The sequence below is a fragment of the Mesorhizobium sp. WSM4976 genome (assembly GCF_029625685.1).
Classification (GTDB): domain Bacteria; phylum Pseudomonadota; class Alphaproteobacteria; order Rhizobiales; family Rhizobiaceae; genus Mesorhizobium.
In genome coordinates this window covers 117,957-144,707 of sequence record NZ_JARTVT010000006.1, presented here as the reverse complement: position 1 = coordinate 144,707, position 26,751 = coordinate 117,957, and the positions used below count along the sequence as shown (strand labels likewise).

At 63.9% G+C, this 26,751-nt stretch carries 28 protein-coding genes and 1 riboswitch; of the genes, 8 read left to right on the top strand and 20 right to left on the bottom strand.

Features of this window, described 5'->3' with window-relative positions:
- Positions 1 to 50: 50 nt before the first annotated feature.
- The 8 genes from P9272_RS09505 to coxB form a co-directional block, all read right to left on the bottom strand.
- A complete protein-coding gene (locus P9272_RS09505; RefSeq protein WP_278160328.1) occupies positions 51 to 806 on the bottom strand; it encodes an SURF1 family protein in 756 nt (251 codons plus the stop codon).
- Complete coding sequence (locus P9272_RS09500) at positions 803 to 1,189, bottom strand: DUF983 domain-containing protein (protein WP_278160327.1); 387 nt, start codon at positions 1,187 to 1,189, stop codon at positions 803 to 805. The genes P9272_RS09505 and P9272_RS09500 overlap by 4 nt, the downstream gene beginning before the upstream one ends.
- A gap of 84 nt (positions 1,190 to 1,273) precedes the next feature.
- Entirely contained in the window at positions 1,274 to 2,155 is an 882-nt protein-coding gene (locus tag P9272_RS09495) for a cytochrome c oxidase subunit 3 (protein WP_128260279.1), read from the bottom strand.
- A 1-nt stretch (position 2,156) separates the two neighbouring features.
- A complete protein-coding gene (locus tag P9272_RS09490; protein ID WP_278160326.1) occupies positions 2,157 to 2,783 on the bottom strand; it encodes a cytochrome c oxidase assembly protein in 627 nt (208 codons plus the stop codon).
- The gene (locus P9272_RS09485; RefSeq protein ID WP_128260281.1) at positions 2,783 to 2,974 is read right to left on the bottom strand and encodes a hypothetical protein; all 192 of its coding nucleotides are present in this window, start codon (positions 2,972 to 2,974) and stop codon (positions 2,783 to 2,785) included. Before P9272_RS09485 ends, P9272_RS09490 begins: the two co-directional genes overlap by 1 nt.
- Positions 2,971 to 3,915 carry a heme o synthase gene (locus P9272_RS09480; RefSeq protein ID WP_278160325.1) on the bottom strand — a complete coding sequence of 315 codons (945 nt, stop codon included), beginning with the start codon at positions 3,913 to 3,915 and terminating at the stop codon, positions 2,971 to 2,973. The genes P9272_RS09485 and P9272_RS09480 overlap by 4 nt, the downstream gene beginning before the upstream one ends.
- 78 nt (positions 3,916 to 3,993) lie before the next feature.
- Entirely contained in the window at positions 3,994 to 5,643 is a 1,650-nt protein-coding gene (gene ctaD, locus P9272_RS09475) for a cytochrome c oxidase subunit I (protein WP_278160324.1), read from the bottom strand.
- Between the two features lie 38 nt (positions 5,644 to 5,681).
- Positions 5,682 to 6,566, bottom strand: a complete 885-nt coding sequence (coxB, locus tag P9272_RS09470) for a cytochrome c oxidase subunit II (RefSeq protein ID WP_278160323.1) — start codon at positions 6,564 to 6,566, stop codon at positions 5,682 to 5,684.
- A gap of 327 nt (positions 6,567 to 6,893) precedes the next feature.
- Here coxB and P9272_RS09465 point away from each other — a divergent pair, with 327 nt between their 5' ends.
- The 5 genes from P9272_RS09465 (at position 6,894) to P9272_RS09445 (ending at position 10,709) form a co-directional block, all read left to right on the top strand.
- Positions 6,894 to 7,433, top strand: a complete 540-nt coding sequence (locus tag P9272_RS09465; protein ID WP_278160322.1) for an invasion associated locus B family protein — start codon at positions 6,894 to 6,896, stop codon at positions 7,431 to 7,433.
- Positions 7,434 to 7,509: 76 nt separating this feature from the next.
- On the top strand, positions 7,510 to 7,977 hold the full coding sequence (locus tag P9272_RS09460; RefSeq protein WP_278160321.1) for a YbjN domain-containing protein: 468 nt from the start codon (positions 7,510 to 7,512) through the stop codon (positions 7,975 to 7,977).
- A gap of 99 nt (positions 7,978 to 8,076) precedes the next feature.
- Positions 8,077 to 9,489: a metalloprotease TldD gene (gene tldD / locus P9272_RS09455; RefSeq protein WP_278160320.1), complete on the top strand. Its 1,413-nt coding sequence runs from the start codon at positions 8,077 to 8,079 to the stop codon at positions 9,487 to 9,489.
- 73 nt (positions 9,490 to 9,562) lie between these two features.
- Positions 9,563 to 9,847: an AbrB/MazE/SpoVT family DNA-binding domain-containing protein gene (locus tag P9272_RS09450; RefSeq protein WP_278160319.1), complete on the top strand. Its 285-nt coding sequence runs from the start codon at positions 9,563 to 9,565 to the stop codon at positions 9,845 to 9,847.
- Between the two features lie 190 nt (positions 9,848 to 10,037).
- Complete coding sequence (locus tag P9272_RS09445) at positions 10,038 to 10,709, top strand: transglutaminase-like cysteine peptidase (protein ID WP_278160441.1); 672 nt, start codon at positions 10,038 to 10,040, stop codon at positions 10,707 to 10,709.
- Positions 10,710 to 10,875: 166 nt separating this feature from the next.
- On the opposite strand, the gene P9272_RS09440 is transcribed toward P9272_RS09445, so the two are convergent.
- From P9272_RS09440 to P9272_RS09430, 3 genes are all read right to left on the bottom strand, one after another.
- Entirely contained in the window at positions 10,876 to 13,413 is a 2,538-nt protein-coding gene (locus tag P9272_RS09440) for a caspase domain-containing protein (protein ID WP_278160318.1), read from the bottom strand.
- 163 nt (positions 13,414 to 13,576) lie between these two features.
- Positions 13,577 to 14,818: a class I SAM-dependent RNA methyltransferase gene (locus P9272_RS09435; RefSeq protein ID WP_278160317.1), complete on the bottom strand. Its 1,242-nt coding sequence runs from the start codon at positions 14,816 to 14,818 to the stop codon at positions 13,577 to 13,579.
- A complete protein-coding gene (locus tag P9272_RS09430; protein ID WP_278160316.1) occupies positions 14,815 to 15,588 on the bottom strand; it encodes a TlyA family RNA methyltransferase in 774 nt (257 codons plus the stop codon). The genes P9272_RS09435 and P9272_RS09430 overlap by 4 nt, the downstream gene beginning before the upstream one ends.
- A 108-nt stretch (positions 15,589 to 15,696) precedes the next feature.
- Here P9272_RS09430 and P9272_RS09425 point away from each other — a divergent pair, with 108 nt between their 5' ends.
- On the top strand, positions 15,697 to 16,098 hold the full coding sequence (locus P9272_RS09425; RefSeq protein WP_278160440.1) for a GFA family protein: 402 nt from the start codon (positions 15,697 to 15,699) through the stop codon (positions 16,096 to 16,098).
- Positions 16,099 to 16,634: 536 nt separating this feature from the next.
- Here P9272_RS09425 and dxs read toward each other — a convergent pair.
- The 5 genes from dxs to P9272_RS09400 all read right to left on the bottom strand — a co-directional run bounded on the left by dxs (position 16,635) and on the right by P9272_RS09400 (position 21,090).
- Positions 16,635 to 18,542, bottom strand: coding sequence for a 1-deoxy-D-xylulose-5-phosphate synthase (gene dxs, locus P9272_RS09420; RefSeq protein ID WP_128260293.1), 1,908 nt, complete (start codon positions 18,540 to 18,542; stop codon positions 16,635 to 16,637).
- A gap of 125 nt (positions 18,543 to 18,667) precedes the next feature.
- A complete protein-coding gene (locus P9272_RS09415) occupies positions 18,668 to 19,588 on the bottom strand; it encodes a pirin family protein (RefSeq protein ID WP_278160314.1) in 921 nt (306 codons plus the stop codon).
- A 9-nt stretch (positions 19,589 to 19,597) separates the two neighbouring features.
- A complete protein-coding gene (locus P9272_RS09410; RefSeq protein ID WP_278160313.1) occupies positions 19,598 to 19,864 on the bottom strand; it encodes a DUF2277 domain-containing protein in 267 nt (88 codons plus the stop codon).
- A 44-nt stretch (positions 19,865 to 19,908) separates the two neighbouring features.
- The gene (locus tag P9272_RS09405; protein ID WP_278160312.1) at positions 19,909 to 20,160 is read right to left on the bottom strand and encodes an exodeoxyribonuclease VII small subunit; all 252 of its coding nucleotides are present in this window, start codon (positions 20,158 to 20,160) and stop codon (positions 19,909 to 19,911) included.
- A 3-nt stretch (positions 20,161 to 20,163) separates the two neighbouring features.
- Positions 20,164 to 21,090, bottom strand: coding sequence for a histone deacetylase family protein (locus P9272_RS09400; RefSeq protein WP_278160311.1), 927 nt, complete (start codon positions 21,088 to 21,090; stop codon positions 20,164 to 20,166).
- Between the two features lie 115 nt (positions 21,091 to 21,205).
- Positions 21,206 to 21,383: riboswitch (cobalamin riboswitch) on the top strand.
- 42 nt (positions 21,384 to 21,425) lie between these two features.
- Between P9272_RS09400 and bluB the strand changes: the two genes are divergently transcribed.
- Positions 21,426 to 22,151, top strand: coding sequence for a 5,6-dimethylbenzimidazole synthase (gene bluB / locus P9272_RS09395; protein ID WP_278160310.1), 726 nt, complete (start codon positions 21,426 to 21,428; stop codon positions 22,149 to 22,151).
- Here bluB and P9272_RS09390 read toward each other — a convergent pair whose 3' ends face one another.
- Entirely contained in the window at positions 22,152 to 23,132 is a 981-nt protein-coding gene (locus P9272_RS09390; protein WP_278160308.1) for a hypothetical protein, read from the bottom strand.
- A gap of 131 nt (positions 23,133 to 23,263) precedes the next feature.
- The gene (locus P9272_RS09385) at positions 23,264 to 23,857 is read right to left on the bottom strand and encodes a TetR/AcrR family transcriptional regulator (protein ID WP_278160307.1); all 594 of its coding nucleotides are present in this window, start codon (positions 23,855 to 23,857) and stop codon (positions 23,264 to 23,266) included.
- Between the two features lie 120 nt (positions 23,858 to 23,977).
- Here P9272_RS09385 and P9272_RS09380 point away from each other — a divergent pair, with 120 nt between their 5' ends.
- Positions 23,978 to 25,198, top strand: coding sequence for an MFS transporter (locus tag P9272_RS09380; RefSeq protein WP_278160306.1), 1,221 nt, complete (start codon positions 23,978 to 23,980; stop codon positions 25,196 to 25,198).
- Between the two features lie 9 nt (positions 25,199 to 25,207).
- Here P9272_RS09380 and P9272_RS09375 read toward each other — a convergent pair whose 3' ends face one another.
- Both P9272_RS09375 and ribB read right to left on the bottom strand, forming a co-directional pair.
- Entirely contained in the window at positions 25,208 to 25,630 is a 423-nt protein-coding gene (locus P9272_RS09375; RefSeq protein WP_278160305.1) for a hypothetical protein, read from the bottom strand.
- 17 nt (positions 25,631 to 25,647) lie between these two features.
- On the bottom strand, positions 25,648 to 26,748 hold the full coding sequence (gene ribB / locus P9272_RS09370; RefSeq protein ID WP_128260302.1) for a 3,4-dihydroxy-2-butanone-4-phosphate synthase: 1,101 nt from the start codon (positions 26,746 to 26,748) through the stop codon (positions 25,648 to 25,650).
- Between the last annotated feature and the right edge of the window lie 3 nt (positions 26,749 to 26,751).

Sequence of the window (26,751 nt, the reverse complement as noted above, 5' to 3'; positions counted from 1 at the left end):
CTTCAGGCGAAATGAGGTGCACACCCCTGCCCTGTCAAGAGCGGCGGCGCTTACTGTTCCTTCGCGGGGCGACGGAGTCTCAGCATCAGCACCGCCGCAAGGGCGGCGGCCAGCCCATACCAGGTGACAGCATATTGGAGGTGGTTGTTCGGCAGATCGATGATGGTGACGCCACCGACCGGCAGGCCGCCGGGGTTGGGCGTCTTGTCGGCGTCGACGAAGAACGGCACCAGCACGAAGCCGGCGGGCAGGCCGGCGGTCGACGCCATGACATCGCGGTCCTTCCAGTAGAAGATGTTCTTTGCGACATCATTGTCGGGAAGCATCATCGACGGTTTTCCCGGCAGCGGATTGCGGGCAAGCCCGATCACCGTCACCTTGCCAGCAATTTCTCCCTGTTGGCGTTTGGCAGGATCCTTGAGGTCGTAGGGAACGAAGCCGCGATTGACGAGCACGAAGCGGCCGTCCTCGAGCTGCAGGGGCGTGTAGACGTTGAAGCCGCTTTCGCCTTCCCAGGTCGAAAAGAAGTGCCGCTCGCCCTGGTGCAGGAAGGTGCCCGTCACCGTCACCGGGGTGTAATCGACATCATGGGAAGCGGCGAATTGCTTCTCGACGTCGGCCAGTGGCAACGGAGCGGAATGCGTGCGCTTGTCGATGGTCGCGAGCAGGTCTTCCTTCCAGTGCAGGCGCTGGACCTGCCAGGTGCCTAGCCCGATCAGGATGGCGAACAGGATCAGGCCGAGGCCGATGAGCAACGCCGAACGCGGCCGCGAACGGCCGGCCGCCGAACCGGTCGCCTCGGTCATTCCGGGGATTCCAGCCTGGCCTCGGAGGCTTTCTTCGAGTACTGCAAGGTGATGAGCACGCCTTTGATGAGGCGCAGCGCCGTCAGGCAGAGCACTAGCGCCAGCGGTATCCATAAGATGAAATGCAGCCAAAGCGGCGGGCTGAACGTCACCTCCATCCACAGCGCCAGGCCGACGACGACGAAGCCTATGATCAGGATGACGAACACCGCCGGCCCATCGCCGGCATCGGCGAAGGAATAGTCGAGCCCGCAATTGTAGCAGCGCTTGCCGACGGTGAGGAAGCCCGAGAACAGTTTGCCCTCGCCGCAGCGCGGGCAGCGGCCATGCAGGCCCGCCGAGATCGGGTCGATGGGTGGCCAGATCGCCTTGTCTTCGCTCATACCGGCACCGTAGACCCTTTCGCGCAAAAAGATAAGGCGGCCACGTCGCCGCGGCCGCCCTTCGGATTTTCGAAACCCGTCAGCTCAATGGCCTTCGATCAGCGCGCCGTTCGAGGCCCAGACATAGATGGCGCTGAACAGGAACAGCCACACCACGTCGACGAAGTGCCAATACCAGGCGGCCGCCTCGAAGCCGAAATGCTGCTTGGGCGTGAAGTCGCCACGTATGGCGCGCACCAGGCAGACGAGCAGGAAGATCGTGCCGATGATGACGTGGAAGCCATGAAAGCCGGTCGCCATGAAGAAGGTGGCGCCATAGATCGATTCCTTGAACGCGAAAGGCGCGTGCATGTACTCGTAGGCCTGCACCATGGTGAACAGCATGCCGAGGCCGACGGTCAGCACCAGGCCGTTGACCAGGCCCTTGCGGTCGCCATGCAGCAGCGCGTGGTGCGCCCAGGTCACCGTCGTGCCCGACAGGAGCAGGATGATGGTGTTGTAGAGCGGCAGGTGGAAGGGGTCGAGGACCTCCATGCCCTTCGGCGGCCAGACGCCGCCGGTGAAGGCGGTGCGGGCGTACTGTTGGGCCTCGCCCGGGAACAGGCTGGCGTCGAAGAAGGCCCAGAACCAGGCGACGAAGAACATCACCTCGGAGGCGATGAACATGATCATGCCGTAGCGCAGGTGAAGCGACACGACGCGCGTGTGGTAGCCTTCATGCGCTTCCTTGATGGTGTCCGACCACCAGGCGAACATCGTGTAGAGCACGATGATCATGCCGATGAAGAACAGCCATGGATTGGCGATGTTGTGGCCGAAGACCGGGAAGTTGCCGCCCTTCAGATACTGCATCAGGCAGACGCCGCCGATGGCGGTGACAAGCGCGCCGACCGAACCCAGGAAAGGCCAGGGGCTCGGGTTGACGAGATGGTAGTCGTGTTGTGGTTTTGCGTGCGCGTCTGCCATATCAACCCCCGAGGCTTGCTTCGGAATCTGGAACTTTGTTGCTGCTGCCAGCGGCCGGAGCGGACGAGGCGACCGGCTGTTTCTTTTCGACCGGGAACATCGTGTAGGACAGGGTGATCGTCTTCAAGTCCTTGAGTTCCGGAACATTTACGATGTCTGGATCGACATAGAACACGACCGGCATGTCCAGCGTCTCGCCGGGCTTCAGCGTCGTGTCGGTGAAGCAGAAGCACTCCACCTTGTTGAAATAGGCGCCGGCCATTTCAGGCTGCACGTTGAACGACGCGCGGCCGGTGATGGGGCGGTCGAACTTGTTGGTGGCGCTGTAATGCGCCTGGGTCGTCTCGCCGATCTTGATCGTCACCGAACGGGCGACGGGCTCGAACCGCCACGGAATGCCATTGGTGTTGGCGTCGAAGCGGACGGTGATGTCACGGTCGAGCACGCGGCCGGCATATTGCTTCTCGGCGCGCTGCGTGGTGCCGCCATAGCCCGTGACCTGGCAGAACATCTTGTAGAGCGGCACCGCCGCGTAGGCCATGCCGACCATGCCGCTGAAAAAGGCAAGGCAGACGGCCGCGACGATGCCGTTGTTCAGCTTGCGGGACTTGCTCGGCTCACCGCCCATCAGCCGCCCCCCAACAGGCCAGAGCCGGTGAGGCTGGCGCCCTGGTGGCCGAAGCGCACGATGGTGGCGGCATAGAAGATGATGACCAATGCCGCCAGCGCGACAGCGATGGCGATGGACCGGTTGCGGCGCGCCTTCTGCTGGCGCTCGGTCAACGTGACAAGTTCGAGTTTCTTGTCGGCCACTGTCATACTCCCCCCATCATGAGGGCGCGCCCGACCACGCAGTCGACGAGATAGGCGGCGAAGATGGCAAAGAGATAAAGCAGCGAGTAGCCGAAGAGCGCCTTGGCCGGCTTCATCGCGCGATCGTCGTCGGCCATGCCAAGCACTTTCCACGCATACCAGACGAAGCCCACGCCGAGGACGGTCGAGACGACGCCATAGCCGGCCGTGGCGTAGCCGAGCGCCCAGGGCAGCACGCCGACCGGCGCCAGGACCAGCGCATAGGCAAAGATCTGCCGGCGGGTCGAGGCATGGCCGGCGACGTTCGGCATCATCGGGATGCCGGCGCGGGCGTAGTCGTCGGACTTGAATAGCGCCAGCGCCCAGAAATGCGGCGGCGTCCACAGGAAGATGATCAGGAACAGGATCACGCTCTCGAGGCTGACCGAGCCGGTCACGGCGGCCCAGCCGATCACCGGCGGAATGGCGCCGGCAGCGCCGCCGATAACGATGTTCTGCGGCGTCCAGCGCTTCAGCCACATGGTGTAGACGACGGCGTAGAAGAAGATGGTGAAGGCAAGAAGCGATGCCGACAGCCAGTTGACCAGCACGCCGAGCGTCATCACCGACAGTACCGACAGCACCAGGCCGAATGTCAACGCCTCGCCCGGCGTGACGCGGCCGGCCGGCACCGGGCGGCCAGCGGTCCTGGTCATCACGGCGTCGATATCGGCGTCGTACCACATGTTGAGCGCTCCGGAAGCGCCTGCACCAATGGCGATGGCCAGGATGGCGATCATCGCCAGCAGCGGATTGATGGCGACAGGCGCCGCGACAAGGCCGACAAAGGCGGTGAAGACGACCAGCGACATGACGCGCGGCTTCAGCAGGGCGAAGAAATCGCCCGCTGTCGCTTCCGATATGCGAAAGCCCGCGTCCTTCATCAATCTGTCGTCGGCAAGGGCCATGCGTACTTAGCGTCCATTGTTGCGTTGGCAAGATCGCCGGGGCTTGCCGGCGACCTCGCTTGCGTCGGGCTGCTGCCTTTACTTGATCTTCGGCAGCTGTTCCCACTGGTGGAACGGCGGCGGCGAAGGCAGCTGCCATTCGAGCGTGGTGGCACCCTCGCCCCACGGATTGGCGCCGGCGACGCGCTTCTTCTGAAAGGCCTCGAACACGCCGTAGAGGAAGATCGCTACGCCGACGGCCGCGATGTAGGAGCCGTAGGACGAGATCATGTTCCAGCCGGCAAAGGCGTCCGGATAGTCGACAGTGCGTCGCGGCATGCCGGCCAGGCCGAGGAAGTGCTGAGGGAAGAAGATCAGGTTGACGCCGACGAAGGTGACCCAGAAGTGGGTGTTGGCGATCACCGGCGAGTACATGTAGCCGGTCATCTTCGGGAACCAGTAGTACCAGCCGGCGAAGATGGCGAACACGGCGCCCAGCGACAGCACGTAGTGGAAATGGGCGATCACGAAATAAGTGTCGTGCAGCGAGCGGTCGAGGCCCGCATTGGCCAACTGAACGCCGGTGACACCACCAATGGTGAACAGGAAGATGAAGCCCAGCGCCCACAGCATCGGCGGCTTGAACGAGATCGAGCCGCCCCACATGGTGGCGATCCAGGAGAAGATCTTCACGCCGGTCGGAACCGCGATGACCATGGTGGCGAACACGAAGTAACGCTGCGTGTCGAGCGACAGGCCGGTCGTGTACATGTGGTGCGCCCAGACGATGAAGCCGACAGCGCCGATCGCGACCATGGCGTAGGCCATGCCGAGATAGCCGAAGACGGGCTTCTTCGAGAAGGTCGAGACGATGTGGCTGATGATACCGAAGCCCGGCAGGATCAGGATGTACACTTCGGGGTGGCCGAAGAACCAGAACAGGTGCTGGAAGAGCAGCGGGTCACCACCTTGATCCGGCACGAAGAAGGCGGTGCCGAAGTTGCGGTCCGTGAGCAGCATGGTGATGCCGCCGGCCAGGACCGGCAGCGAGAGCAGCAACAGGAAGGCGGTGATCAGCACGGCCCAGGCGAACAGCGGCATCTTGTGCAGCGTCATGCCGGGAGCACGCATGTTGAAGATGGTGGTGATGAAGTTGATGGCGCCGAGGATCGACGACGCGCCGGCGATATGAATCGACAGGATCGCGAGATCCATCGCAGGACCTGGCTGGCCGGAGGTCGAGAGCGGCGGGTAGATCGTCCAGCCGCCGCCGACACCGAAGGCGCCCGGCGCGCTTGGCACGAACATCGATGAGAGCAGCAGGATGAAGGCCGGCGGCAGCAGCCAGAAGGAGATGTTGTTCATGCGCGGGAAGGCCATGTCCGGCGCGCCGATCATGATCGGCACCATCCAGTTGGCGAAGCCGCCGATGAGCGCAGGCATGACCATGAAGAAGATCATGATCAGGCCGTGCGCGGCGCCGAAGGCATTGTACATGCTCTTGCCGCCGTCGATGGCGGCGTCGCCCTGCATGCCGTAGACCATCTGCGCCAGACCGCTGAAGATCTGGATGCCCGGCTCCTGCAGCTCCATGCGGATGGCGACCGAGAGCGCGCCGCCGATAACGCCGGCCATGATCGCGAAGATCAGGTAGAGCGTGCCGATGTCCTTATGGTTGGTCGAGTAGACCCAGCGGACCCAGCCATGCGGCCTGTGGTCGCCGTGATCGTGAGCTGCAGCCTCTGCCATGTTCCGCTCCGTTCCCTAAATCTTGCTAACCCGCGGCATCAGTTGCCGGCGGCCGCTACCTTGTTGGTACCATCGATCTCGGCCATCAGCGCCTTGTTGGCGGCGGGCACATCGGTCTTGGCCGTCTCCAGCCAGGTCTTGAACTGCGCATCGGACACGACGCGCACCGCAATCGGCATGAAGGCGTGGTCCTTGCCGCAGAGTTGCGAGCACTGGCCATAGTAGAGGCCTTCCTTCTCCGCCTTGAACCAGGTCTCGTTGGTGCGGCCGGGAACGGCGTCCATCTTGATACCGAAGGACGGCACGGCGAAGGAGTGGATGACGTCGGTCGCGGTGATCAGCACGCGGGTCGTGGTGTTGACCGGCACAACCAGCTCGTTGTCGACCGCGAGCAGGCGCGGATAGAGGTTGCGATCCTGCTTGCCGGCCTTGGCGCGGTCGCCATCCTGCAGAACCGCCGAGTTGAACGAGAAGGTCTTGTCGACCTGGTACTCGTAATCCCAGTTCCACTGGTTGCCGGTCGCCTTGACGGTCAGCTTGGCTTCTTCCGGCGGGGTGTATTGCGCGGTGAGCAGCTGGAAGGAGGGAATGGCGATAAGCAAGAGCACGATCACCGGCCCTACCGTCCAGATCACCTCGATCAGGGTGTTGTGGCTGGTCCTGGACGGCACCGGATTGGCGCTGGCGCGGAACCTGACGATGCAGACCAGCAAAAGCACCAGCACGAGAACGGTAATCGGGACGATGAACCACATGGTGTAGTTCCCGAACCGCTCGATCTGCCGCATCATGTCGGTCGCCGGATCCTGGAAGGACACCTCCCACGCCCGCGGCTGGTCGGCATGGGCCGCAGCACCGGAGAAGAGCACGGCCGAAGCTGCCGTACCTGCCAAGAATTCAGCGCTTGCCAGGAATTTCCTCATCGCCCTCTCGTCTCCCACTTCCCGCGATCTTGTCGCACCAATAACGGACGATGCCGGGATTGGGAATCCCGGTCTGTCCCTGGGTGGTTCAAACCATACTCTTTTTCCCTCCGCAAGAAAGGAGCGGAGGAAACCGTGCGGCATTTTTGCGCGCAACGCGAAGGCCGTGTTCGGCGCTCGCCATGCTATAGGCGCAACGGCCCCAATTCGGGCGAATTTGCTCTGGAAAAGCACGCAATTGCCGGTATCGGGGCGCACCGGCGACCGTCTCGTCCTTTACTTGGCCCGGGCGCAGCTTAAAGTGCCATGATTCGCAATGGAGCCGTCATGACTTCCTGGCTTTCGAGAACCTTGGCGAAGGTCGTTCTTGCCGTCGCCTTGCTCGGCGTCGGCATGGCCGTTGGCGCCGCCGCCTCCCCGAACAACGCCACGCCGCCCAGCGGCACGGTGAAGTCGACGCATGGCGCATGGTCGATCATCTGCGATACGCCGGCGGGAGCGACCTCCGAGCAATGCGTGATGATGCAGAACGTCGTCGCCGAGGATCGTCCTGAAATGGGGCTTTCGGTCGTGGTGCTGCGCACCGCCGACAACAAGGCCGAGATCCTGCGCGTGCTGGCGCCGCTCGGCGTTCTCCTGCCCAACGGCCTTGGTCTCAATGTCGACGGCAAGGATATCGGCCGCGCCTATTTCGTGCGCTGCTTCCAGGACGGCTGCTACGCCGAGGTCATCCTCGAAAAGCCGCTGCTCGACACGCTGAAGAGCGGCACCTCGGCCACCTTCATCGTCTTCCAGACGCCGGAAGAAGGCATCGGCATCCCCGTCGACCTCAAGGGCTTTGCGGAAGGCTTCGCCGCCCTACCTTGATTTTGTCGCAAGGCGCCGCGGCCATTTCCGACGCTGACGTCGGGCGGCCAACGCTGTTACGGCGGCAGGAGGGTCGATGCGCACGTCGCTATTCATTTTGACCGCCGGCCTGACTCTGGCCGGCGCGGTTTCACTGGCCCGGGCCGAGGATGCCGAAATCCTCCAAACGCCGGACCCTGCGACGGTGCTCGATATCGCCAAGGGCTTCGGCTCGGCCAGGATGGGCAAGGACGACAATGGCGACCCGATGATTTACGGCCGCGTCGAAGGCGTCAAATACGTGATCTATTTCTACGGCTGCGAAGACCACGAGAACTGCAAGTCGCTGCAGTTCTCGACCGGCTACACCGATCCGCTGACCGCCGACCAGGCCAACGCCTGGAACGCAAAGTACCGCTGGGTGAAGGCTTATTCGGGCGACGGCTCGAATTTCCAGATGGATATCAGCTTCGCCGGCGGCATCACCAGGGCCAATCTGGAGGAGCAGTTCTCTAACTGGAACGCGATGGCCGGCAACATCAAGGACTTCGTCGACGGCAAGTGACGGCGTCAAGATTGCCGGCTTCATCTCGTTGGCGATTGTCTGACGGCAGCTTCGCGCCTACATCCGATGCACGATTTTGTTTCCACGAATGGATTTGCCATGAACAGCCTGATCGGCCAATTCGATATTTCCGATAATCGCGTCAAGGAGATCGTCACCGAGACCATCAAGGGCGCTGACGATGGCGAATTGTTCCTCGAATACAGCGAGAGCGAGGCGCTGATGTACGACAATGGCCGGCTGAAGACGGCCAACTTCAACACCGACCAGGGATTCGGCCTGCGCGCCGTGGCCGGCGAGGCCAGCGGCTATGCGCATTCCAGCGATCTATCCGAGGCCTCGCTGCTGCGCGCGGCCGATGCGGTCTCGGCGGTCAAGGGCGGTTATTCCGGCGTGCTCGCCGGAGCGCCGGCCCGCACCAACCGCCACCTCTATGGCGACGAGAACCCCATCCCCTCCCCGTCCTTCGAGGCCAAGGCCAAGCTGTTGCAGGAGATCGACGGCTGGCTGCGGGCGAAGGACCCGCGCGTGCGTCAGGTGACGGCCTCGCTTGCGGCGTCATGGCAGCATGTCGAGATCGTGCGCGGCGACGGCCAGATCGTACGTGATATCCGCCCGCTGGTCAGGATCAATGTTGCGGTCGTCGTCGGCAGCGGCGACCGGCAGGAGAGCGGCTCCTACGGCATGGGCGGCCGCAAGAGCTTTGGCGAGTTCGTCAACGAGGAAAGCTGGAAGCACGCAGCATCCGAGGCGCTGCGGCAGGCGCTGGTCAATCTCGAGGCCGTCCCCGCGCCCGCCGGAACGTTCGACATCGTGCTGTCCAGCGGCTGGCCCGGCGTGATGCTGCATGAAGCGGTCGGGCATGGACTTGAGGGCGATTTCAACCGCAAGAAGACTTCTGCCTTCGCCGGCCTGATGAGCCAGCAGGTGGCGGCCAAGGGCGTCACCGTGGTCGACGACGGCACCATCCCCGAGCGGCGCGGCTCGCTCACAGTCGACGACGAAGGCACGCCGTCGGCGCGCAACGTCCTGATCGAGGACGGCAAACTGGTCGGCTACATGCAGGACCGCCAGAACGCCCGGCTGATGGGCATGAAGGCGACCGGCAACGGCCGGCGCGAGGGCTATGCGCACCAGCCTATGCCGCGCATGACCAACACCTACATGACCGCGGGCGACATGGACCCGGACGAGATCATCGCCTCGGTCAAGAACGGCATCTACGCGGTCTCCTTCGGCGGCGGGCAGGTCGACATCACCTCGGGAAAATTTGTGTTCGGCTGCACCGAGGCCTACATGATCGAGAACGGCAAGGTGACGCAACCGATCAAGGGCGCGATGCTGATCGGCAACGGCCCGGACGCCATGCACCGCGTCAGCATGGTCGGCAACGACATGAAGCTCGACAACGGCATCGGCATGTGCGGCAAGGCCGGACAGGGCGTGCCCGTCGGCGTCGGCCAGCCGCATCTGCGGATGAACCAGATGACGGTGGGCGGCACCAGGGTTTGAGGACTGGCCCGATATGGCTGAATTCGGTCTTGGTGCCACCTATCTTACCTTCGTCTTAGCTAGATGAGGTGCTATGCCCGTGTCTGAAAAGCTCACGACCACCGTCTCGACCAAGGGTCAGGTGATCCTGCCCAGCGCCATCCGCAAACGGAAAGAGTGGGGCGCGGGAACGAGGCTTGAAGTTCAGCAAACGCCGGAAGGGGTGCTTTTGAAGCTCGCGCCTGCATTCGCGGCGACGCAGCTGAAAGACGTGTTCGGCTCCCTGCCATCCCGCGGCGCGCCGAAGACACTGGAAGAAATGGATACGGGCGTGCTTGCCGATGCACGGCGGCGCCATACGCGCGATCGGGAGACATAAGGCCCTGGGCCATCGAGACTTTGAACACGCCGGCGCGTTCGGCCAGGCCGATGCTCGCATTCCGGCTTGAATGCATCCTCCACCTTGAAGTGAACACAATCGTGTTAGGACATTATTAATTGTTTAATTGGCGGGGCGGGCGTTTGCGCATTAGCTTGTCGCCAGTCTTCTCGTTGCGGTGGTGTTGGCAATGCAGCGTTCCCCTGGCGTCCTGACCTCTTCTCTCCTCTTTGGTTTCGTTTCGTTGATTGGTGCAACTTCGCTGCAGGCTGGCCCTGCCGCGGCGGCCCAGTCTACATGGTTCAAGCAAATGTCGGAGCAATCTGCGGCTTCCGCCAGCGTCGGCAGCGCCACCAGCGTGCCGTATGGCTGGCTCGATTTCTGCCATCGCCGGCCAAGAGAGTGCAAGGTGCCCGCCCTGCCCGCCACGAGCGTCAAGCTGACCGCGCAGAACATGAGCATCCTCAAGCGGATAAACCTGAAGGCGAACCGCTCCATCAAGCCGGTCAGCAACTATGATCACTGGGGCACGACGATGGACCATTGGGACTATCCGACGGACGGCAAGGGCGATTGCAAGATCTACGCGCTCTATAAGCGCAAGCTTCTCCAGGAAGCGGGGTTTCCCCGGCAGGCGCTGCTGATGACGGTGGTGCGCGATCTGCACAATGAGGGCCACACCATCCTGACGGTGAAGACCGACAGGGGCGATCTCGTGCTGGACAATCTAGTCGACGAAATCCGGCCCTGGAACGCCACCGGTTATTATTTCCTCAAACGCCAGTCGCAGCAGAACCCAAATGTCTGGGTGTCGATCGACCAGCGCGGCGGCACGGCGAAACGACTGTCTCCAAGTTCATAAAGCCCGGAGCGTTCTCGCCGCGATCGGAGCGGTCTACTTCGACCGCCTGACGCGCCGTTAACCAGATACCCTTACCTCGCAAATTCTTGGGCCGGGCAAATTCTTGGGCCGGAAAGTCCGGCCCAAGACCTGGCGCTGCCACCCGAGGTCAGGCACACCTTGCGGCCTATTGCTTGCAGGGCGGCTCGCCAGGATGCCCGCAGGTCGGCTTCTTGTTTCCCTGCGGCGGCTGCTCCTTGGGCTGCTGCGGAAGGCGCCGCTCCTGCATCTGAAGCTGAGGCCTCGGCTGCTGCTGCAAACGTCTTTCTTGTATCTGAGGCTTTGGCTGCGCCTGGAACTCGGGCTTTTGCGGCCTAAGCACCTGCACGTTCGGCTTTTCCTGCTTCAAGTTGCGCTGGACGTTGGTGCCCGCGCCGGCGGAACCTCCGTCGGCATTCGGCAGCCTGCGGAACTTCTTGTTTTCATTGGCCGCCCCCTGATTCTGGTCAGAGAATCCGTTCGGATTATTCTTCCTGAGCCGCTCCTGCACGCTCGGCCGGTTCTCGGCCGGCGTGCCATTGACGGTCGGCAGCTTACGGAACTTCTTGGCCTTATCGCCTCCGTTGGCCGAACCTTGATCGGTCGGTCCGACAGCGGTCTGGCCCGGCGACAGGTCCTTTCGTGTCAGCTTCTTCGGCGGCTTGCCTCCGTTCTGGCCGGACAACGCATTCGGGTTGTTCTTTCCGAACCTCTGCTGGGCGTTTTGCCCGTTCCCGCCCTGCGCGCCATTTACGGTAGGCAACTTGCGGAGCTTGCCATTCTTGCCTTGGCCGTTGACAGCTCCGTTCTGCTGGCCGTTGCCCGTAACCGCGGCGCCGCCATTCCCGGTAGCCTGCTGGCTGCCACTCGCCGCGCCTTGCTTGCCCAGTAGCTTCCTGTTGGGTGCGTTCTGGCCGTTGAGCACTGGCTTGCCGTTGACGAGCGGCAGCGTTTTGCCGTCCGCTCCCGGCAAGGCATGATCTGTCGAGAGCTTGCCCATCGTTTTCGCCCGGGGCGTCGCGCCCGGCTGCTGGCCCTGCGTGGCAGCCTCGCCCGGCTTCAGCGGCTGACCGCCCTGATTTTGCTTCAACAGCACCGCCCTTTTCTGCAGCAATGGCGGCAGTGCAACCTTGGCCGCCAGCGCGGCCGCTCCCGCACCAACTGCCATCTTCTGCCCGGTGGTGAGGCCGCTCGATGCATTGGCGTTTGGCTGTCCCGCCTGATTGGCCGTCTCGCTGTTGATCGTCGCGTTGTTGATGTTGTTGATGACGGTCGTGTTGTGAATGTTGTTGAAGATGATGTCGTTCGGCGGCGGCACGATGTCACGCGGCGGCCTGACCCAGACCGGCACGGGGACGAAGACCGGCGTCGGCAGGACGTAAACATCGACCGGCGGCGGAGGCGGCGGCAGCACGACAAAATCCGGCGGCGGAGGCGGCAGGAATATCACGTCGACCGGCGGCGGCGGCTCGAAATCGAAATCGGGATCGTCGAAATAGAGCACCGGCCTATCGACATAGACGATTTCCTCCTCCGGCGGCGGCGGCACATCGTACACGATAACCGTGAAGCTCGCCGGTGGCTCGAGCTCGGCGTCGAAATGCTCCAGCCGGCGCCGCGCGTCCCAGGCATGCGGCCCGTGCGGATAGCGTTCGAGGTAGGACCAATAGGCCTCGGGCGTGTCCCGCAGCCATGTTTCACGCCAGGTGATCGCCTCACGCCGCGCTGCGATGATGGCTCGCACGCGCTTGGCCATCGGGTCGTGCGGATATGCGACGAGGTAATCCTCGTAGCCGCGCATCGTGTCGCGATCGAGTGCCGCGAGATAGGCGTCGTGCGCATTGAAGTCGCGGATCGCCCTGGTTCGGTTAGTCCGTTCTTCGGCCTCAGATACCTTCGGCGGCGGCGCGTCCGGAGCGCGCTCGAAGAAGACGAAAGGCGCGTCGATCTTCGAGACATCCCACGGGACTTCGGCTCCTTGCGTCACCTCGTTGACGCGCAGCCGCGTGCGATCGAAAACCTCGTCGAGCGACAAGCCGCCGTCGCGCATCATCTCGGCGAGCGCCTGGGCATAGGCGCCGTATGGGCCCTTGCCTTCCGGCGCAACCGTTCCGGGAGCGGCGTTGAACGCGATCAGCATATTGGGGTCGGGGTCGACCAACGCGAGCCCGCTGGCCAGCGGCTGGCTCATTTTGGGGAAGGCATTCGGCCGGGCCATGTCGAGGACGACTATATTAACCTTCGTCGGCAGTCCGGCCAGCGACTTGCTGATATCGGACAGCCGCATGGCCTGCAGCGGCACGTCGGCCGGACTGGCGATCTGAGCATCGACCGGCAAGAAGTAGTTCTCGCCTTCGAACTGCACGCCACGGCCGGCGAGGTATACGAAAACGGTAGCGTCCGGACCGGCGGCGGAAACTTTCGCAAGGAAATCGCGCAGCGCGCCACGCAGCGATTCCTGGTCGACATCGCGCGCGCCGACCACATCGAACCCGGCCGCTTGCAGGGTCTGCGCGATCAGACCGGCGTCGTTCGCGGGGGTGACCAGCGCATCCGACGGATAGGCGGCGTTGCCGATGACGAATGCGAGACGTTTCTGCTGTTGCGCGAGCGCACCAGTCGCGGACGCGACGGCGAACGCGATGAGAACGACGAGAAGACCGATGACTTTCCGAAACGAGATCATTGCAATTCGCCATCCTTGTTCGCCATCCATCGCGATAACGCGGGAGAGGCAGGAATGTTTCCCTAACAGTGAAATTAAGGCCCGGCAAAAAGGCGGCTTTAGGGCGCAATTTCACCGAAAGAACAGACACTTCACAATTTTCCAGCGAACCTCCGGCAGTCGACTAGCGCCGCCGCCTCGGCTTCTCCAAAAGCGCGACGGCCTCGACATGCGGCGACCACAGGAACTGGTCGATCGGCGTGACACTCTTCAGCGTGTAGCCGCCGTCGAGAAGAATTCGCAAATCCCGCGCTAGCGTCGCCGGATTGCAGGACACGGCGGCCACCATAGGCACGTCTGAGCGCGCGATCTGCTTCGACTGGTCCTCGGCGCCGGCGCGTGGGGGATCAAAGACCAGTCCGTCGAAGGCGTTCAGCTCCTTGAAGGTCAGCGGCCGACGGAAGAGATCGCGTCGTTCGCTGGTCACCTGCTTCAAGCCACCGGCGAAGCGGAAGGCGCGGTCGAGCGCGGCAAGCGCAGGAGCATCGCCCTCTACAGCGTGAACCTCGGATCTCGCGGCGAGCCGCAATGCAAAGCTGCCACAACCGGCAAACAGGTCCGCGACCTTCTTCGCTCGCGACAGATGTTGGCCGACAAGACCGGCCATCGCCTGCTCGGCGGCCTCCGTCGCCTGCAGGAAGGCGCCGGGCGGCACGGAGACGGCGACCGGTCCGAACTGCACCACCGGCTTCTTCGGCTCGACGACGATCTCGCCGTCGATGGACAGCCGCGCCAGGCCTTCGGCCATGACAAAGTTGGAGGCGATCCGGCGCTGGTGGTCACCAAGCTTGCCGGCCTCGTGGACGGCAATGTCGAGGCCCGAAGCGGTGACGGTCACCGTCATGTGGAAGGCTTTCGGGGTGGCGCAGACCAAGCCGGCCAGGGCGCGCAACTTATCGAGCGCCGAGACGATCGCCGGAAGCGAGATCGGGCATTCCTCGATCCGAATGATCTCGGAGGACAGCGCGCGCACGAAACCGAGCAGCATGCCGGCCTCGGTGCGCCTGGCGCTGAAGGTGACGCGGCGGCGGCCGTGCGGAGCACATGGCACCAGTGCGTCGATCTCGCAAGCGATACCCTTGGCCTTCAGCGCCTGCACAACCCTCTCGCGCTTCCATTGCCGGTAGGCTTCCGCTTCGAAATGCTGAAGCGCGCAGCCGCCGCATTCGATGAAATGGCGGCAGGCAGGATCGACCCTGAGCGGCGAGGCTTCCAGCACCGACATCAGCGTGGCGCGGTCCTTCTGGCGCGCGGCGGTGACCGTCTCGCCGGGCAGCGTGAACGGGATAAAGACCTCCCCGCCCTCGGCGTTGGCGATGCCGTCGCCCTGCGACCCGAGCCTTGCGATGGTGAAGCGGGAGCTCATGGGGATTTTGCATCCTTGAGCGCGGCAAGCAGGAACTCGCGGTTGCCGTCGCCGCCTTCGATCGGCGATGGGTGCAACCCGAGGACCCGCCAGCCGGGAATGCCGGCGAGCCAATCGCGCAGGTTCCCGGCAACGCGCTCGGCATCGCCCGGATCCTTGAGCAGGCCGCCCTTGCCGATCGCCTCGCGGCCGGCCTCGAATTGCGGCTTGACCAGGAGGATTGCCCCGGCGCCCTCGCCCGCCAGTTCAAGCGCCGGCGGCAGCGCCAGTTTGAGCGAGATGAAGGAGACGTCGCAGACAAGGAAATCTGGAACGCGGCCGCCGAGATCGGCCGCTGTCAGGTCGCGGGCGTTGAGGCCTTCGATCACCGCCACGCTCGGGTCGTCGGCAATGTCGGGATGGACTTGGCCGTGGCCGACATCGATCGCCGTGACATGCGCCGCGCCGCGCTCCAACAGCACCTGGGTGAAGCCACCGGTCGAGGCGCCGATATCGAGCGCCTCGCTGCCGGAAGGGTCCAGGCCGAAATGGTCGAGGCCGGCGATCAGTTTCAATGCCGCGCGCGACACATAGGCCTGCGCCGGATCGTCGATCGCGACCAGGCAATTGGACGCGACCGGCTGGCCAGGCTTGCGCGCGACGGTGCCGTCAACCGTCACCGTGCCGCGCTCGATCGCGTCGCGGGCGCGCGAGCGGCTGGCGAACAGACCGCGCCCGACGAGCAATTCGTCGAGCCGCTGGCGCTGACTTGATGGCAAAGGGCAACTCATCGGCCTTCATTGGCGAAAGCTGGGCGCGAACGCAATGGTTGAATATGGCGCAAGAGGCTGCAGAATGCCCGAGGGAACAGGCCGTACGTAGGGGAGGCGGAGATGGCGATGCTGAAGGGAACCTGCCATTGCGGCACTGCTCACTGGACGCTGGAAGGCGATCCCGGTGGAATCACCGCTTGCAACTGCACGCTTTGCCGCCGCTACGGCGCGCTTTGGGCCTATGACTATCTCGACGAGCGCATCCGCGTCGCCGGGCCGCTGAAGTCCTACACGCGTGCCGAGGTGGCCGAGCCCGCGCTGGAGATCCTGTTTTGCCCGACCTGCGCCTGCGTGGTCGCCTGGCGCGGCCTGCGTACCGGCAAGAGCGGCCGTACGCGCATCGCGGTCAATGTCAGGCTGGCGCCGCCGGAACAGGTCGCCGACCTGCCGATCGACCATTTCGACGGACTGGATAGTTTCGACGACCTGCCGCGCGACGGGCGCTGCGTGCGCGATATGTGGTTCTAGAAGACAGTCCGGGGAGACTCGGCGCTCGCAGGCCAGCGTCAGGCCATCATTGCCTGAGGCTTCCTTGTGCGGAGGCTCAACAGGAGCCGGTGTAGGCGGCGGGGCATCCGGCAACACAACGAACTGCGGCCTCTGCTTGTAGGAGAAGGCGCCGCGGATGTTGCCCATCTTGCCGGCGACGATATCCATCACCGCCTTTTCGAGATTGCGGTCGTAACGCGTCTCGGCTGCCGCCGGTGCCGCCAAGGCCGCCAAAAAGGCCATGCCGCAAAGGAACGACTTCATTGTTCTTACCCCATGCCTAGAGCGCTTCACCGCTTCGGTGAAACGGCGAACCGCTCTATCCCTTTGTTTTTACGCAATTCCGGGCGGAAAACCGCTCACACTTTTCCTGGAATTGCGCTGGGACCAAGGTCTTGGCAGGGCGCCGTTGAAAATCGGGCAGGAGACAGGGTAAGCGAACCGCCAAACGGAAGCGCTAACAAATGGTTAGCGTAGCAAGCCGGCAAACTGATTCAAAAAGCTAACGTCTTGATTCAGGCGCGCTGCGCCTGCACGCCATGGCCGAGCGTCGCGAAGACCGTGCGCACGATGCCGCTCGAATCCAAGCCGGCATCGGCATACATCTTTTCGGGTTTGGCGTGGTCGGTGAAGACGTCCGGCAGCACCAGCGGGCGCACCTTGAGGCCGCTTTCCAGCAGGCCTTCGTGGGCGAGGAAATGCAAGACCTGGCTGGCGAAGCCGCCGATGGCGCCCTCCTCCACGGTCACCAGCACTTCATGCGAACGGGCGAGCCGCCGGATCAGATCCTCGTCCAGCGGCTTGGCGAAGCGGGCGTCGGCGACCGTGGTGGAAAGGCCCGCAGCGCCGAGTTCCTCGGCGGCCAGCAGGCAATCCTGCAGCCGCGTGCCGAAAGAAAGCAGCGCGACCTTGGTACCCTCTTTCACGATGCGGCCCTTGCCGATCTCGAGCGCCGAGCCGCGCTCCGGCATCTCGACGCCGACGCCGTTGCCGCGGGGATAGCGGAAGGCGATAGGACCCTCATCGTAGGACGCCGCGGTGCGCACCATGTGGCGCAGTTCAGCCTCGTCGGCCGCGGCCATGACGACGAAGCCCGGCAGCGTAGCGAGGAAGGTGGTGTCGAAGGCCCCGCAATGGGTGGCGCCGTCGGCGCCGACGAAGCCGGCGCGATCAATGGGAAAACGCACCGGCAGCTTCTGGATCGCCACGTCGTGGACGACCTGGTCATAAGCGCGCTGCAGGAAAGTCGAGTAGATCGCGGCAAAAGGCTTGTAGCCTTCGGTGGCCAGCCCCGCGGCGAAGGTCACCGCATGCTGCTCGGCAATGCCGACATCGAAGGTGCGCTTCGGAAACACCTCGCCGAACAGGTCGAGGCCGGTGCCGCTGGGCATGGCGGCGGTGATGGCGACGATGCGCTCGTCCTCCCGCGCTTCCTGGATCAGGCTCTCGGCAAAGACCTTGGTGTAGGCAGGCGCGTTGGCCGGCGCCTTGGCCTGAGCGCCGGTGATGACGTCGAATCTGTTGACGCCGTGATATTTGTCGGCGGCTGCTTCCGCCGGCGCGTAGCCCTTGCCCTTCTGGGTCACGACATGGATCAGCACCGGGCCTTTGCCATTGTCGCGCACGTTCCTCAGCACGGGGATGAGGTGCTCGAGATTGTGCCCGTCTATGGGGCCGATGTGATAGAAGCCGAGCTCCTCGAACAAGGTGCCGCCGGTGACATAACCGCGCGCATGCTCGACGGCGCGGGTGATGGCGCGGTCGGCGCGCTTACCGAGATAGGACGTCAGCTTCTTGCCGAAATCGCGCAGGCCCAGATACGCCTTGCCCGAGGCGAGCCTGGCCAGATAGGCGCTCATGGCACCGGTCGGCGGCGCGATCGACATGTCGTTGTCGTTGAGGATGACGATGAGGCGGGCATCCAGCGCGCCGGCATTGTTCAGCGCCTCGAAGGCCATGCCGGCCGACATTGAGCCGTCGCCGATGACGGAAATGACATTGTTGCGGCCGCCCGACAGGTCGCGGCCCATGGCCATGCCGAGGCCGGCCGAAATCGAGGTCGAGGAGTGTGCTGCGCCGAACGGATCGTATTCGCTCTCGGCGCGCCGGGTAAAACCGGAGAGGCCGCCTTCCTGGCGCAGCGTGCGGATGCGGTCGCGGCGACCGGTCAGAATCTTGTGTGGATAGGCCTGGTGGCCGACGTCCCAGATCAGCCGATCCTGCGGCGTGTTGAAGACATAGTGAAGCGCTACGGTCAGTTCGACGACGCCAAGGCCGGCGCCGAGATGGCCGCCCGTCTGTGAAACGGCGTCGATGAGCTCGGCGCGGAGTTCCGCGGCAAGCTGCGGCAGTGCCCCCTCATCGAGCTTCCGCAGGTCCGCGGGAATGCGGACCTTGTCGAGCAGCGGCGTGTCTGGCTTCACTCGGGCGCGTCCTGCCTCAATTGATCGAACACGGCGCTAACAGGAAATTGCGCCATAATCATGCGCGGCATAGGCCGCCGCCCAGCCAATGTAAATGCGCGCCAGTGACGCGCGGCTTGAGGGTCCTAGTTCTCAGGCAGCGGAACGAACTCTTCCTCATCGCCGGGAACGATATCGAAGCGGCCTGTCTTCCATTCCTGCTTGGCCTGTTCGATGCGTTCCTTCGAGGACGAGACGAAATTCCACCAGATGTAGCGCTGGGAGCCGAGCGAAGCGCCGCCGAACAGCATGAAATGCGCGCCGCGCTCGGAGGAGACTACGATCTCCTCGCCCGGCTTGAACACCAGAAGCCGCTCGGCCGGGAAAACATCGCCGGCGATCGAGACGTCGCCTTCCAGCGTGTAGATGGCGCGTTCCTCGGCATCGGCGGGTATCTTCACGCTGGCGCCCGCTGCCAGACGCAGATCGGCATAAAGCGTGTCCGATGCGGTCGCGACCGGCGAGCGCAGGCCGGAGAACTCGCCGATGACGACGCGGCCACTGACGCCTTCGGCGTCGATCTCGGGTAAGCGGGCCACCGACGTGTTCGCGAACACCGGGGCAATCTCCTCCTTGCCGTCCGGCAGCGCCAGCCAGGTCTGCAGGCCGGAGACCGACATCGGCGCCCCGCGCAATTCCTCCGGCGTGCGCTCGGAATGAACGATGCCACGCCCCGCGGTCATCAAATTCACGTCGCCCGGCGCGATCACCATCTCGGTGCCGAGCGAGTCGCGGTGCCTGATCTTGCCGTCGAACAGATAGGTGACGGTGGAAAGCCCGATATGCGGATGCGGGCGCACGTCGAGCGCGTGGCCGTCGCGCAGGATCGCTGGGCCCATGCGATCAAAGAAAATGAACGGCCCGACCAGACGGCGCTTTGCCGTCGGCAGGGCGCGGCGAACCTCGAAGCCGCCTATATCCTTGGCGTTGGGGATGACCATCAGTTCGATCTGATCGCAGGCGAAGGCATCGCCCGGCTCGGGATCGTTTCCGGGAAAAAAGCTCATGACTATCCCTCAGGCGAAACGCAGCGCCGACCTGGCCTTCGCCTTGGCGGCTTCTTCCTCGCGATTGCGCGGTTCCTGGTTGGTCTCGAGCGAATCGATCAATTCACGCGCGGCGGCGGCGATCGCTTCCACGGCATGGTGGAAAGCATGCTCGTTGCGCTTCGACGGTTTCGTCGAGCCGCTCAGCTTGCGCACGAACTGCAGCGCTGCGTCATGCACCTCGTCATTGGTCGCCGGCGGCTCGAAATTCGCCAGGGTCTTGATGTTGCGGCACATGGCTTTGAACTCCTTACCTGCTCTTCGCCCCACCTGGCTCTGATCTATTCCGCGTCCAATGGCTCGGTGCCCACCGGCTTGCCGTCGCGCGACAGCCTGATCTTCTCGACCTTGTCTTCGGCGGCCTTCAGCAGCCTGTCGCAATGCGCCTTCAGGGCCTCGCCACGCTCGTAGATCCTGATCGACTGGTCGAGCGGGACGTCGCCGCGCTCCAGATCATCGACGATCTTCTCCAGCGCGTCGAGCGCCTGCTCGAAGCTCATCGACTTGACGTCCTCATTGCCTTCCACTGCCATACCCTATCCCTTCATCAGCCGCCCGACATGAGCGGCGACAGAAAATGCCAGTCCCTGCAGATCGTAGCCGCCTTCCAGCAGGCTGACGAGCCTGTTGCCGCTGTGGCGGCCAGCGCGTTCCATCAACTGGCCGGTCGCCCAGTCGAAATCATCCTCGATCAGGTTGATCTGCGCCAGCGGATCGCGGTGGTGCGCGTCGAAGCCGGCGGAAATGATGATCAGGTCAGGCGCGAAAGCGTCGATGGACGGTAGCACGCGCGACAGGAACGCGTCGCGGAACAGGTCGCTGCCGGTCTGCGGCGCGAGCGGCGCGTTGACAATGTTGCCGGCGCCGGTCTCGCTCTTCGCGCCTGTGCCCGGGTAGAGCGGCATCTGATGCGTCGAGCAATAGAGCACCGACGGATCGTCCCAAAAAATGTCCTGCGTGCCGTTGCCGTGGTGGACATCCCAATCGACGATGGCGACGCGCTCGGCCTGATGCTTCTTCTGCGCATAGCGGGCCGCGATCGCCGCGGTGTTGAACAGGCAAAAGCCCATCGCCGTCGTCTTTTCAGCGTGGTGGCCGGGGGGACGGGCGGCGACGAAGACATTTGAGGCGCGGCCCTCGAAAACGTCGTCGACCGCCGCATTGGCCGCGCCGATCGCCGTCACCGCGGCCTGCCAGCTTTTCGGGCTGGCGCTGGTATCGGCATCGATCGAGACGATGCCGCTCTCAGGTATCGCCGCGCGCACGCTCTCGACGAAGTCCTCGGGGTGCGCATAAAGGATGGTCTTCTCGTCGCCTTCCGGCGCCTTGACGCGGTCGAGCGCCGAGAACGCCTCGTCGTCCAGCACGCGCTCGATGGCGCGCAGGCGATCGGGCCGCTCGGGGTGGCCGGGCGGCGTGAGATGTTCCAGGAAGATCGGGTGCGTGTAGAGACGGGTGGCCATGGCGCCTAATCTAGGCACCCGCGGCCGTAATGACCATGTTTGAAAAGCCGAATGGCTGGGGAAATTGCGGCAGCCCATGTCGTTCGCGCCATTGGCGGGTGCCGAACTTCGCGATAAGGTCATCCTGCTGCCTGGTGCCCGCGACGCGGGAGAATCGGGAACACGGTTGAACTCCGTGGCGTGCCCAACGCTGTGAGGGGGACCGCGCCGGCAAACGCCACTGTCCTCGACGGGAAGGCGCCGGAGCGGGACGATCCCGAGCCAGAAGACCGGCCCGGCAGACATGGTTTTCCGCTTGGTCAGGCGGGGGACTGCTTGTCGCAAGGGGAAAAGCGATGACGGCAGCAGCGATCGCCGCGTGCGGCGATGACTTTGACCAATTGGCGCGCGACGCGGTTTATCGGGCAATGTTCACCAGGCGTGACGTGCGCAGCCATTTTGTCCCTGATGATCTCGACGATTGCGTGCTGGCGCGGCTTCTCACCGCCGCGCACCATGCGCCGTCGGTCGGCTACATGCAGCCGTGGAACTTCATCGTCATCCGTGATGCCGAGCGGCGCAGACTGGTGCGCGACCTGTTCCTCGCCGCGCGCGAGCAAGAGGTGCCGGCGATCGAGGCGGAGCGGCAGGCGCTCTACCGCAAGCTCAAGCTCGAAGGCATTTGCGAAAGCGCGCTGAACCTGTGCATCACCTGCGACCGGCAGCGCTCGAAGGACTCCCCGCTCGGGCGCTGGCATAATCCGGAGATGGATCTCTACAGCACCGTCTGTGCGGTGCAGAATTTCTGGCTGGCGGCGCGGGCCGAGGGTGTCGGCGTCGGCTGGGTGAGTATCATCGAGACCGAGGCGCTCAAGCGGCTTTTGTCGATCCCCGAGCATGTCACGCCGATCGCCTATCTCTGCGTCGGCCGCGTCTCGGAATTCGCGCCGAAGCCGGACCTCGAAGCGCATGGCTGGGGCAAGCGCCTGCCGCTGCCCGAACTGGTGATGAGCGAGACGTTTCGCGGCGCCGGCGAGGCGCCGCTCAAGTCGGCGATCGCAACGCTAGGTCGCCAGCAGTGATCAAGCGGCCCGGGGCGTATCCCAGCGCGAGCCGCCGAAGGAGCCCAGCGCCTTGTCGCGCAGCTCCCTGAATTTGGACGAGGCCTCGGCCAGCCGGTTGTCCCATTCTGGATTGGGCACCTGGCCTTCGATGGTTTCGAAATAGACCTGCATCAGCGAGGCGATGGCGAAGGGCTCGATGAAGGCTGCCTTGAAGGCCCAGGCAAAGACGATGGCCAGCACGAAGGCCCAGCCGGCAAGCTGTCCGGGCATGACCCACAGGATCGCGGCCGCCGGCGCCAGCATCAACAGGAAGATGACGAAGGACACGCCCCACATGATCGCCGCCAGCCAGACGGCGTTCTTGACCATGTGCTTGCCGTTCTGGGCGTAAAGCACGACGCCTTGCCGCGCCGTCTCGAAGGGCGAGTTCGAATTGATGCGGATGTTGTAGCCGAGAATGATCTCGTCGACATAGGTCAGCGACAAGCGGATGACCGTGTTGATGAAGCTGACTAGGCCGTCCAGGCCCGGAATGGGCAGGAAGGCGGCAATGCCGCCGATCAGGGCGGTGATGGCGCGGATGGCGCCCTTGACCAGCTGGTCGACGACGAAAAGGATGTTGGCCTCTGCAAAACGCTGGGTGACCACTTCCTTGGCATAGGCGATCTGACCCTGGCCGTCGGGGACGTCATGGCCGTCGATCAGATGCACCATGACGGCGATATGACCGGCTTTCAGCACATAAAGGATGTATTCGCGGATCCAGTAGACGGCGATCGACACGACGCCGAAGCCGACCACGCCGCCCCAGAGAGCGAAAGACATCGGGCCGTCCGGATCGGTCGAGATGTGGCCGACGCCGTAGCCGACGCTGGCGCCCGTGCCGGTCGCCATGATGTAGGCGACGGTGATGCCGAAATAGACGATCATGCGAAAGACGATGAACGGCCATGTCCGCATCATGATGGACACTGACCGGCCAATGCTGAAGTCCCACATGGCCCCGACTCTCCACGCCCTTAGAGATGGAGCAGGAGCATGCGCTCGCCCGATTGATTGTCAATCGCGGCAGGGTTGTGTCGGACCGAAACCGGTGCACAAGGCGGCAGCTTGGTTACCAGGGCGTGCTCTCATGGCTTTCTGCGCAAGCCTTCGAGCAGTTGCTTGAAGGCCGCGATCGCCTTTTTTGAGGTGGCTTCCGGATCCTTCGAATTGGCGATGCGTTGCGCGGCCTGGCTGCTGGCCCCGTTGATCAGCCGCGCAGCCGTCTCCGGATCGAGATCGGCGACGACCACGCCATCTTCCTGCAAGGCGGTTAGGTGATCGGTCATCGAGGCGACGCAGGCATTTGCGTTTTGCCAGTGCGCCGGGTCGCCCAACACCGCCGGGCCGTCACGGAACATGATGCGCTGGATCTCCGGCTCCAGCGCCATCTCGATATAGGTCGTACATTCGTCGACGAAATGCTGCCAGCGTGTCCGCGCCTTGGACGCCACCTCGTTCACCCGCAAGGCCATCTCGCCATCGATCTCGGCGATCACAGCCTGCAGCAGCCCCTTCTTGTCACCGAAATGATGGTAAAGCGCGCCGCGCGTGAGACCCGCTGAGGCTGTGAAATCGTCCATCGAGGCCTCGGCATAGCCGACCGTGCCGAAGGCGTGGCGCGCGGCCGCGATCAGCTTGGCGCGCGTCTCGGCGATCATCTCCTTGCGCGGTCTGTGCATGGCTCTGGCCCTATTCACATACGTGTCGTATGCCAATTGACATACGCGGCGTATGAATTATCTGACATTCATACGCAGCGTATGTAGTTGCGGCAGTCACCCTTGTCGAGGAGCAGGATCATGCGAAACCCCTATGCGGACATCTTCCGGGCTCCCGGCACGAAAGGCTTTGCCGCCGCCGCTTTCGTCGCCCGCTTGCCGATCGCCATGTCGCCGATCGGTATCGTGGCGATGCTGTCGCAGACACATGGCGAATATTGGCTGGCCGGCGCCGTCTCGGCCGCCTACGCGCTGGTCAACGCTTTTCTTTCGCCGCAGGTGTCGCGGCTGGTGGACCGGCGCGGCCAGACGGCGATCGCAGCACCCATGACGCTTGTCTCGGTGCTTGCCTTCGTGACATTGACCATCGCGGCCAACCAGCACTGGCCGACCTGGACCTTGTTCGGGTCCGCCCTGCTTGCCGCTGTCATGCCCAGCATCCCGGCTCTGGTCAGGGCGCGCTGGACCGAGATTTTCCGCGACCGGCCTGAGCTAAACACCGCGTTTGCCTTCGAATCCGCCGCGGACGAACTGGTTTATGTCGCCGGCGCCTCGCTGTCGGTGGGGTTGAGCGCGGCGCTGTTTCCGGAAGCCGGCATGGTGGTCAGCACATTGCTGCTCGCGCTGGGTTCAACGGCATTCCTGCTGCAGCGCTCCTCCGAGCCACCCATCCGCCCGGCCGAACATGGCGCAGCCGGCTCGGCGATCCGCCTCCGGCCGGTGCAGATCATCACTTTTGCGCTGATCTTCGTCGGCGCGACCTTCGCCACCACGGAAGTCACCACCGTCGCCATCACCAAGGCGCTCGCTCAGCCTGAGGCGGCGAGCCTTGTCATCGGTGTCTATGCGCTGGGATCCTTCGTGCTCGGCATCATCGTCGGGGCGCTCAGCCTCAAGGCGCCGCTGCAACGACAACTGGCGGTCTCGGTCACCGTGATCGCGCTCACCACGCTGCCGCTGCTTTTCGTCGACACGGTGCCGATGCTGGCGCTCGCGGTCTTCGTCAGCGGCGTCGCGATCTCGCCGACCTTCATCACCGCCTTCGGCCTGATCGAGCGCCACGTGCCGCCGGCTATGCTAACCGAAGGCGTCACCTGGGTGACGACCGGGATCGGCATCGGCATGGCGCTGGGCTCTTTCGCCGCCGGCTGGATGGTCGACACTTTCGGACCGCAGGATGGATTCTGGGTGTCGGTGGCGGCCGGCGCGATCGCGATGGCCACAGTGCTCGCCGGTCAATGCCGGCTGGTGACGGACGATTGCGATGCGGACAGAGGCGAGGTGGTCACGGCGGCGCAGTGATGTGGGACGCTATGACCTTTCGCGCCAGTCCTTGACCTCGCCGCCGCTTGAAACGACAACTGGGGTCCCAAGGGCTTCCACCATGTCGGAGTTCAGGTGAGGCATGGTCTCCCGCCGACCGACAAATGGCTGGCACCCTCCAGCGCAATAAACGACCGAATTGGTGACGCGCAGGATCTTCCACAACGCATCGTGGAGGCGTGGATTATCCGGCGGCCGCGCAATAGTGAAGCCGGAGCATTGCGAGGCATCACCGGGGTCCAGATTCAGATAGAGGTCGGCTGACGAGGTATCGTCATAGGTGATGACCCAGCACGAGAATTCAGTCTCACGCCTGGTGATGAAAGGCGCGAAGGCCTCTTCGAGGATTGAGGTGGGGAAATAGCTTTCCTCACCATCTTCAAAGCAATTGAGATATGCCTCGAAGCTCATCCTATTGCCCCGAATGCCTACAGAATCTCGGTCTTGGCTATATGGATGCCAAACCCCTCGAGACCGACATAGTGGCGCTCGCGCGAGGCGATCAGGTTGATCGAGGAGATGCCGAGGTCCTTGAGGATCTGGGCGCCGAGGCCGATCTCGCGCCATTCGTTCTCGCGGCGGCGGGCTTCCTCGTGGTCCTCGCGGTCGCCGCCCACCGGACGCTTGCGCTCCTGATGGGCGACGCCGACCGAGCCTTCGCGCAGATAGACGATGACACCGCGCCTGCGCTCGCCCATCGCTTTCATGATGCCGTCCAGCCGGTGGCTGGTGCCGAAAACGTCGGTCACGACATCCTCCGGATGCAGGCGCACCGGCACCTCCTCACCGTCGCGGATGTCGCCGAAGACGACCGCCAGGTGGTGCATGGAATCCCACGGCAGCGTGTAGGTGAAGGCCTGCGCCTTGCCGCCGGGCGTTTCTATGTCGGAACAGGCGACGCGCTGGACCAGCGTTTCTTTGCGCTGGCGGTAGGCGATGAGGTCGGCTACCGAAACCTGCTTGAGGCCATGCTCCTCGGCGAAGGCCCGCACTTCCGGCCCGCGCTTGACGGTGCCATCGTCATTGACCAGCTCCGAGATGACGCCCACCGGCGGCAGGCCGGCGAGCTTGCAGAGGTCGACCGCGGCTTCCGTATGGCCGGAGCGCATCAAAACACCGCCTTCGCGCGCGATCAGCGGGAAGATGTGACCGGGGCGCACGAAATCCGACGGGCCGACATTGCCGTTTGCGAGGTTGCGCACGGTGAGCGTGCGGTCGTCGGCGGAAATACCTGTCGTCGTGCCATGCTTGAAATCCACGCTGACCGTGAAGGCGGTGGTGTGAGCGGAATCATTGTCCGCCACCATCGGCGCGAGATTCAGGCGCCTTGCGTCTTCGCGCAGCATCGGGGTGCAGACGATGCCGGAGGTGTTGCGCACGATGAAGGCCATCTTCTCGGGCGTGCAATGCACGGCGGCGACGATCAGGTCGCCCTCGTTCTCGCGCGCGTCATCGTCCATGACGACGACGATCTCGCCGCGCTCGAAGGCGCGGATCGCTTCGACGATCTTCTTCTGGTCGTAGGGCATGGA

Coding starts and splice junctions, on each gene's coding strand:
- P9272_RS09445 (WP_278160441.1), top strand. CDS start 10,038: ATGCAGCGTTCCCCTGGCGTCCTGACCTCTTCTCTCCTCTTTGGTTTC.
- ribB (WP_128260302.1), bottom strand. CDS start 26,748: ATGCCCTACGACCAGAAGAAGATCGTCGAAGCGATCCGCGCCTTCGAG.
- P9272_RS09440 (WP_278160318.1), bottom strand. CDS start 13,413: ATGATCTCGTTTCGGAAAGTCATCGGTCTTCTCGTCGTTCTCATCGCG.
- P9272_RS09460 (WP_278160321.1), top strand. CDS start 7,510: ATGCGCACGTCGCTATTCATTTTGACCGCCGGCCTGACTCTGGCCGGC.
- P9272_RS09490 (WP_278160326.1), bottom strand. CDS start 2,783: ATGGGCGGTGAGCCGAGCAAGTCCCGCAAGCTGAACAACGGCATCGTC.
- P9272_RS09465 (WP_278160322.1), top strand. CDS start 6,894: ATGACTTCCTGGCTTTCGAGAACCTTGGCGAAGGTCGTTCTTGCCGTC.
- P9272_RS09385 (WP_278160307.1), bottom strand. CDS start 23,857: ATGCACAGACCGCGCAAGGAGATGATCGCCGAGACGCGCGCCAAGCTG.
- P9272_RS09415 (WP_278160314.1), bottom strand. CDS start 19,588: ATGAGCTTTTTTCCCGGAAACGATCCCGAGCCGGGCGATGCCTTCGCC.
- P9272_RS09485 (WP_128260281.1), bottom strand. CDS start 2,974: ATGACAGTGGCCGACAAGAAACTCGAACTTGTCACGTTGACCGAGCGC.
- ctaD (WP_278160324.1), bottom strand. CDS start 5,643: ATGGCAGAGGCTGCAGCTCACGATCACGGCGACCACAGGCCGCATGGC.
- P9272_RS09435 (WP_278160317.1), bottom strand. CDS start 14,818: ATGAGCTCCCGCTTCACCATCGCAAGGCTCGGGTCGCAGGGCGACGGC.
- P9272_RS09495 (WP_128260279.1), bottom strand. CDS start 2,155: ATGGCAGACGCGCACGCAAAACCACAACACGACTACCATCTCGTCAAC.
- P9272_RS09425 (WP_278160440.1), top strand. CDS start 15,697: ATGCTGAAGGGAACCTGCCATTGCGGCACTGCTCACTGGACGCTGGAA.
- P9272_RS09375 (WP_278160305.1), bottom strand. CDS start 25,630: ATGAGCTTCGAGGCATATCTCAATTGCTTTGAAGATGGTGAGGAAAGC.
- P9272_RS09400 (WP_278160311.1), bottom strand. CDS start 21,090: ATGGCCACCCGTCTCTACACGCACCCGATCTTCCTGGAACATCTCACG.
- P9272_RS09450 (WP_278160319.1), top strand. CDS start 9,563: ATGCCCGTGTCTGAAAAGCTCACGACCACCGTCTCGACCAAGGGTCAG.
- P9272_RS09500 (WP_278160327.1), bottom strand. CDS start 1,189: ATGAGCGAAGACAAGGCGATCTGGCCACCCATCGACCCGATCTCGGCG.
- P9272_RS09405 (WP_278160312.1), bottom strand. CDS start 20,160: ATGGCAGTGGAAGGCAATGAGGACGTCAAGTCGATGAGCTTCGAGCAG.
- P9272_RS09505 (WP_278160328.1), bottom strand. CDS start 806: ATGACCGAGGCGACCGGTTCGGCGGCCGGCCGTTCGCGGCCGCGTTCG.
- P9272_RS09390 (WP_278160308.1), bottom strand. CDS start 23,132: ATGTGGGACTTCAGCATTGGCCGGTCAGTGTCCATCATGATGCGGACA.
- P9272_RS09380 (WP_278160306.1), top strand. CDS start 23,978: ATGCGAAACCCCTATGCGGACATCTTCCGGGCTCCCGGCACGAAAGGC.
- P9272_RS09430 (WP_278160316.1), bottom strand. CDS start 15,588: ATGAGTTGCCCTTTGCCATCAAGTCAGCGCCAGCGGCTCGACGAATTG.
- P9272_RS09480 (WP_278160325.1), bottom strand. CDS start 3,915: ATGGCCCTTGCCGACGACAGATTGATGAAGGACGCGGGCTTTCGCATA.
- coxB (WP_278160323.1), bottom strand. CDS start 6,566: ATGAGGAAATTCCTGGCAAGCGCTGAATTCTTGGCAGGTACGGCAGCT.
- bluB (WP_278160310.1), top strand. CDS start 21,426: ATGACGGCAGCAGCGATCGCCGCGTGCGGCGATGACTTTGACCAATTG.
- tldD (WP_278160320.1), top strand. CDS start 8,077: ATGAACAGCCTGATCGGCCAATTCGATATTTCCGATAATCGCGTCAAG.
- P9272_RS09410 (WP_278160313.1), bottom strand. CDS start 19,864: ATGTGCCGCAACATCAAGACCCTGGCGAATTTCGAGCCGCCGGCGACC.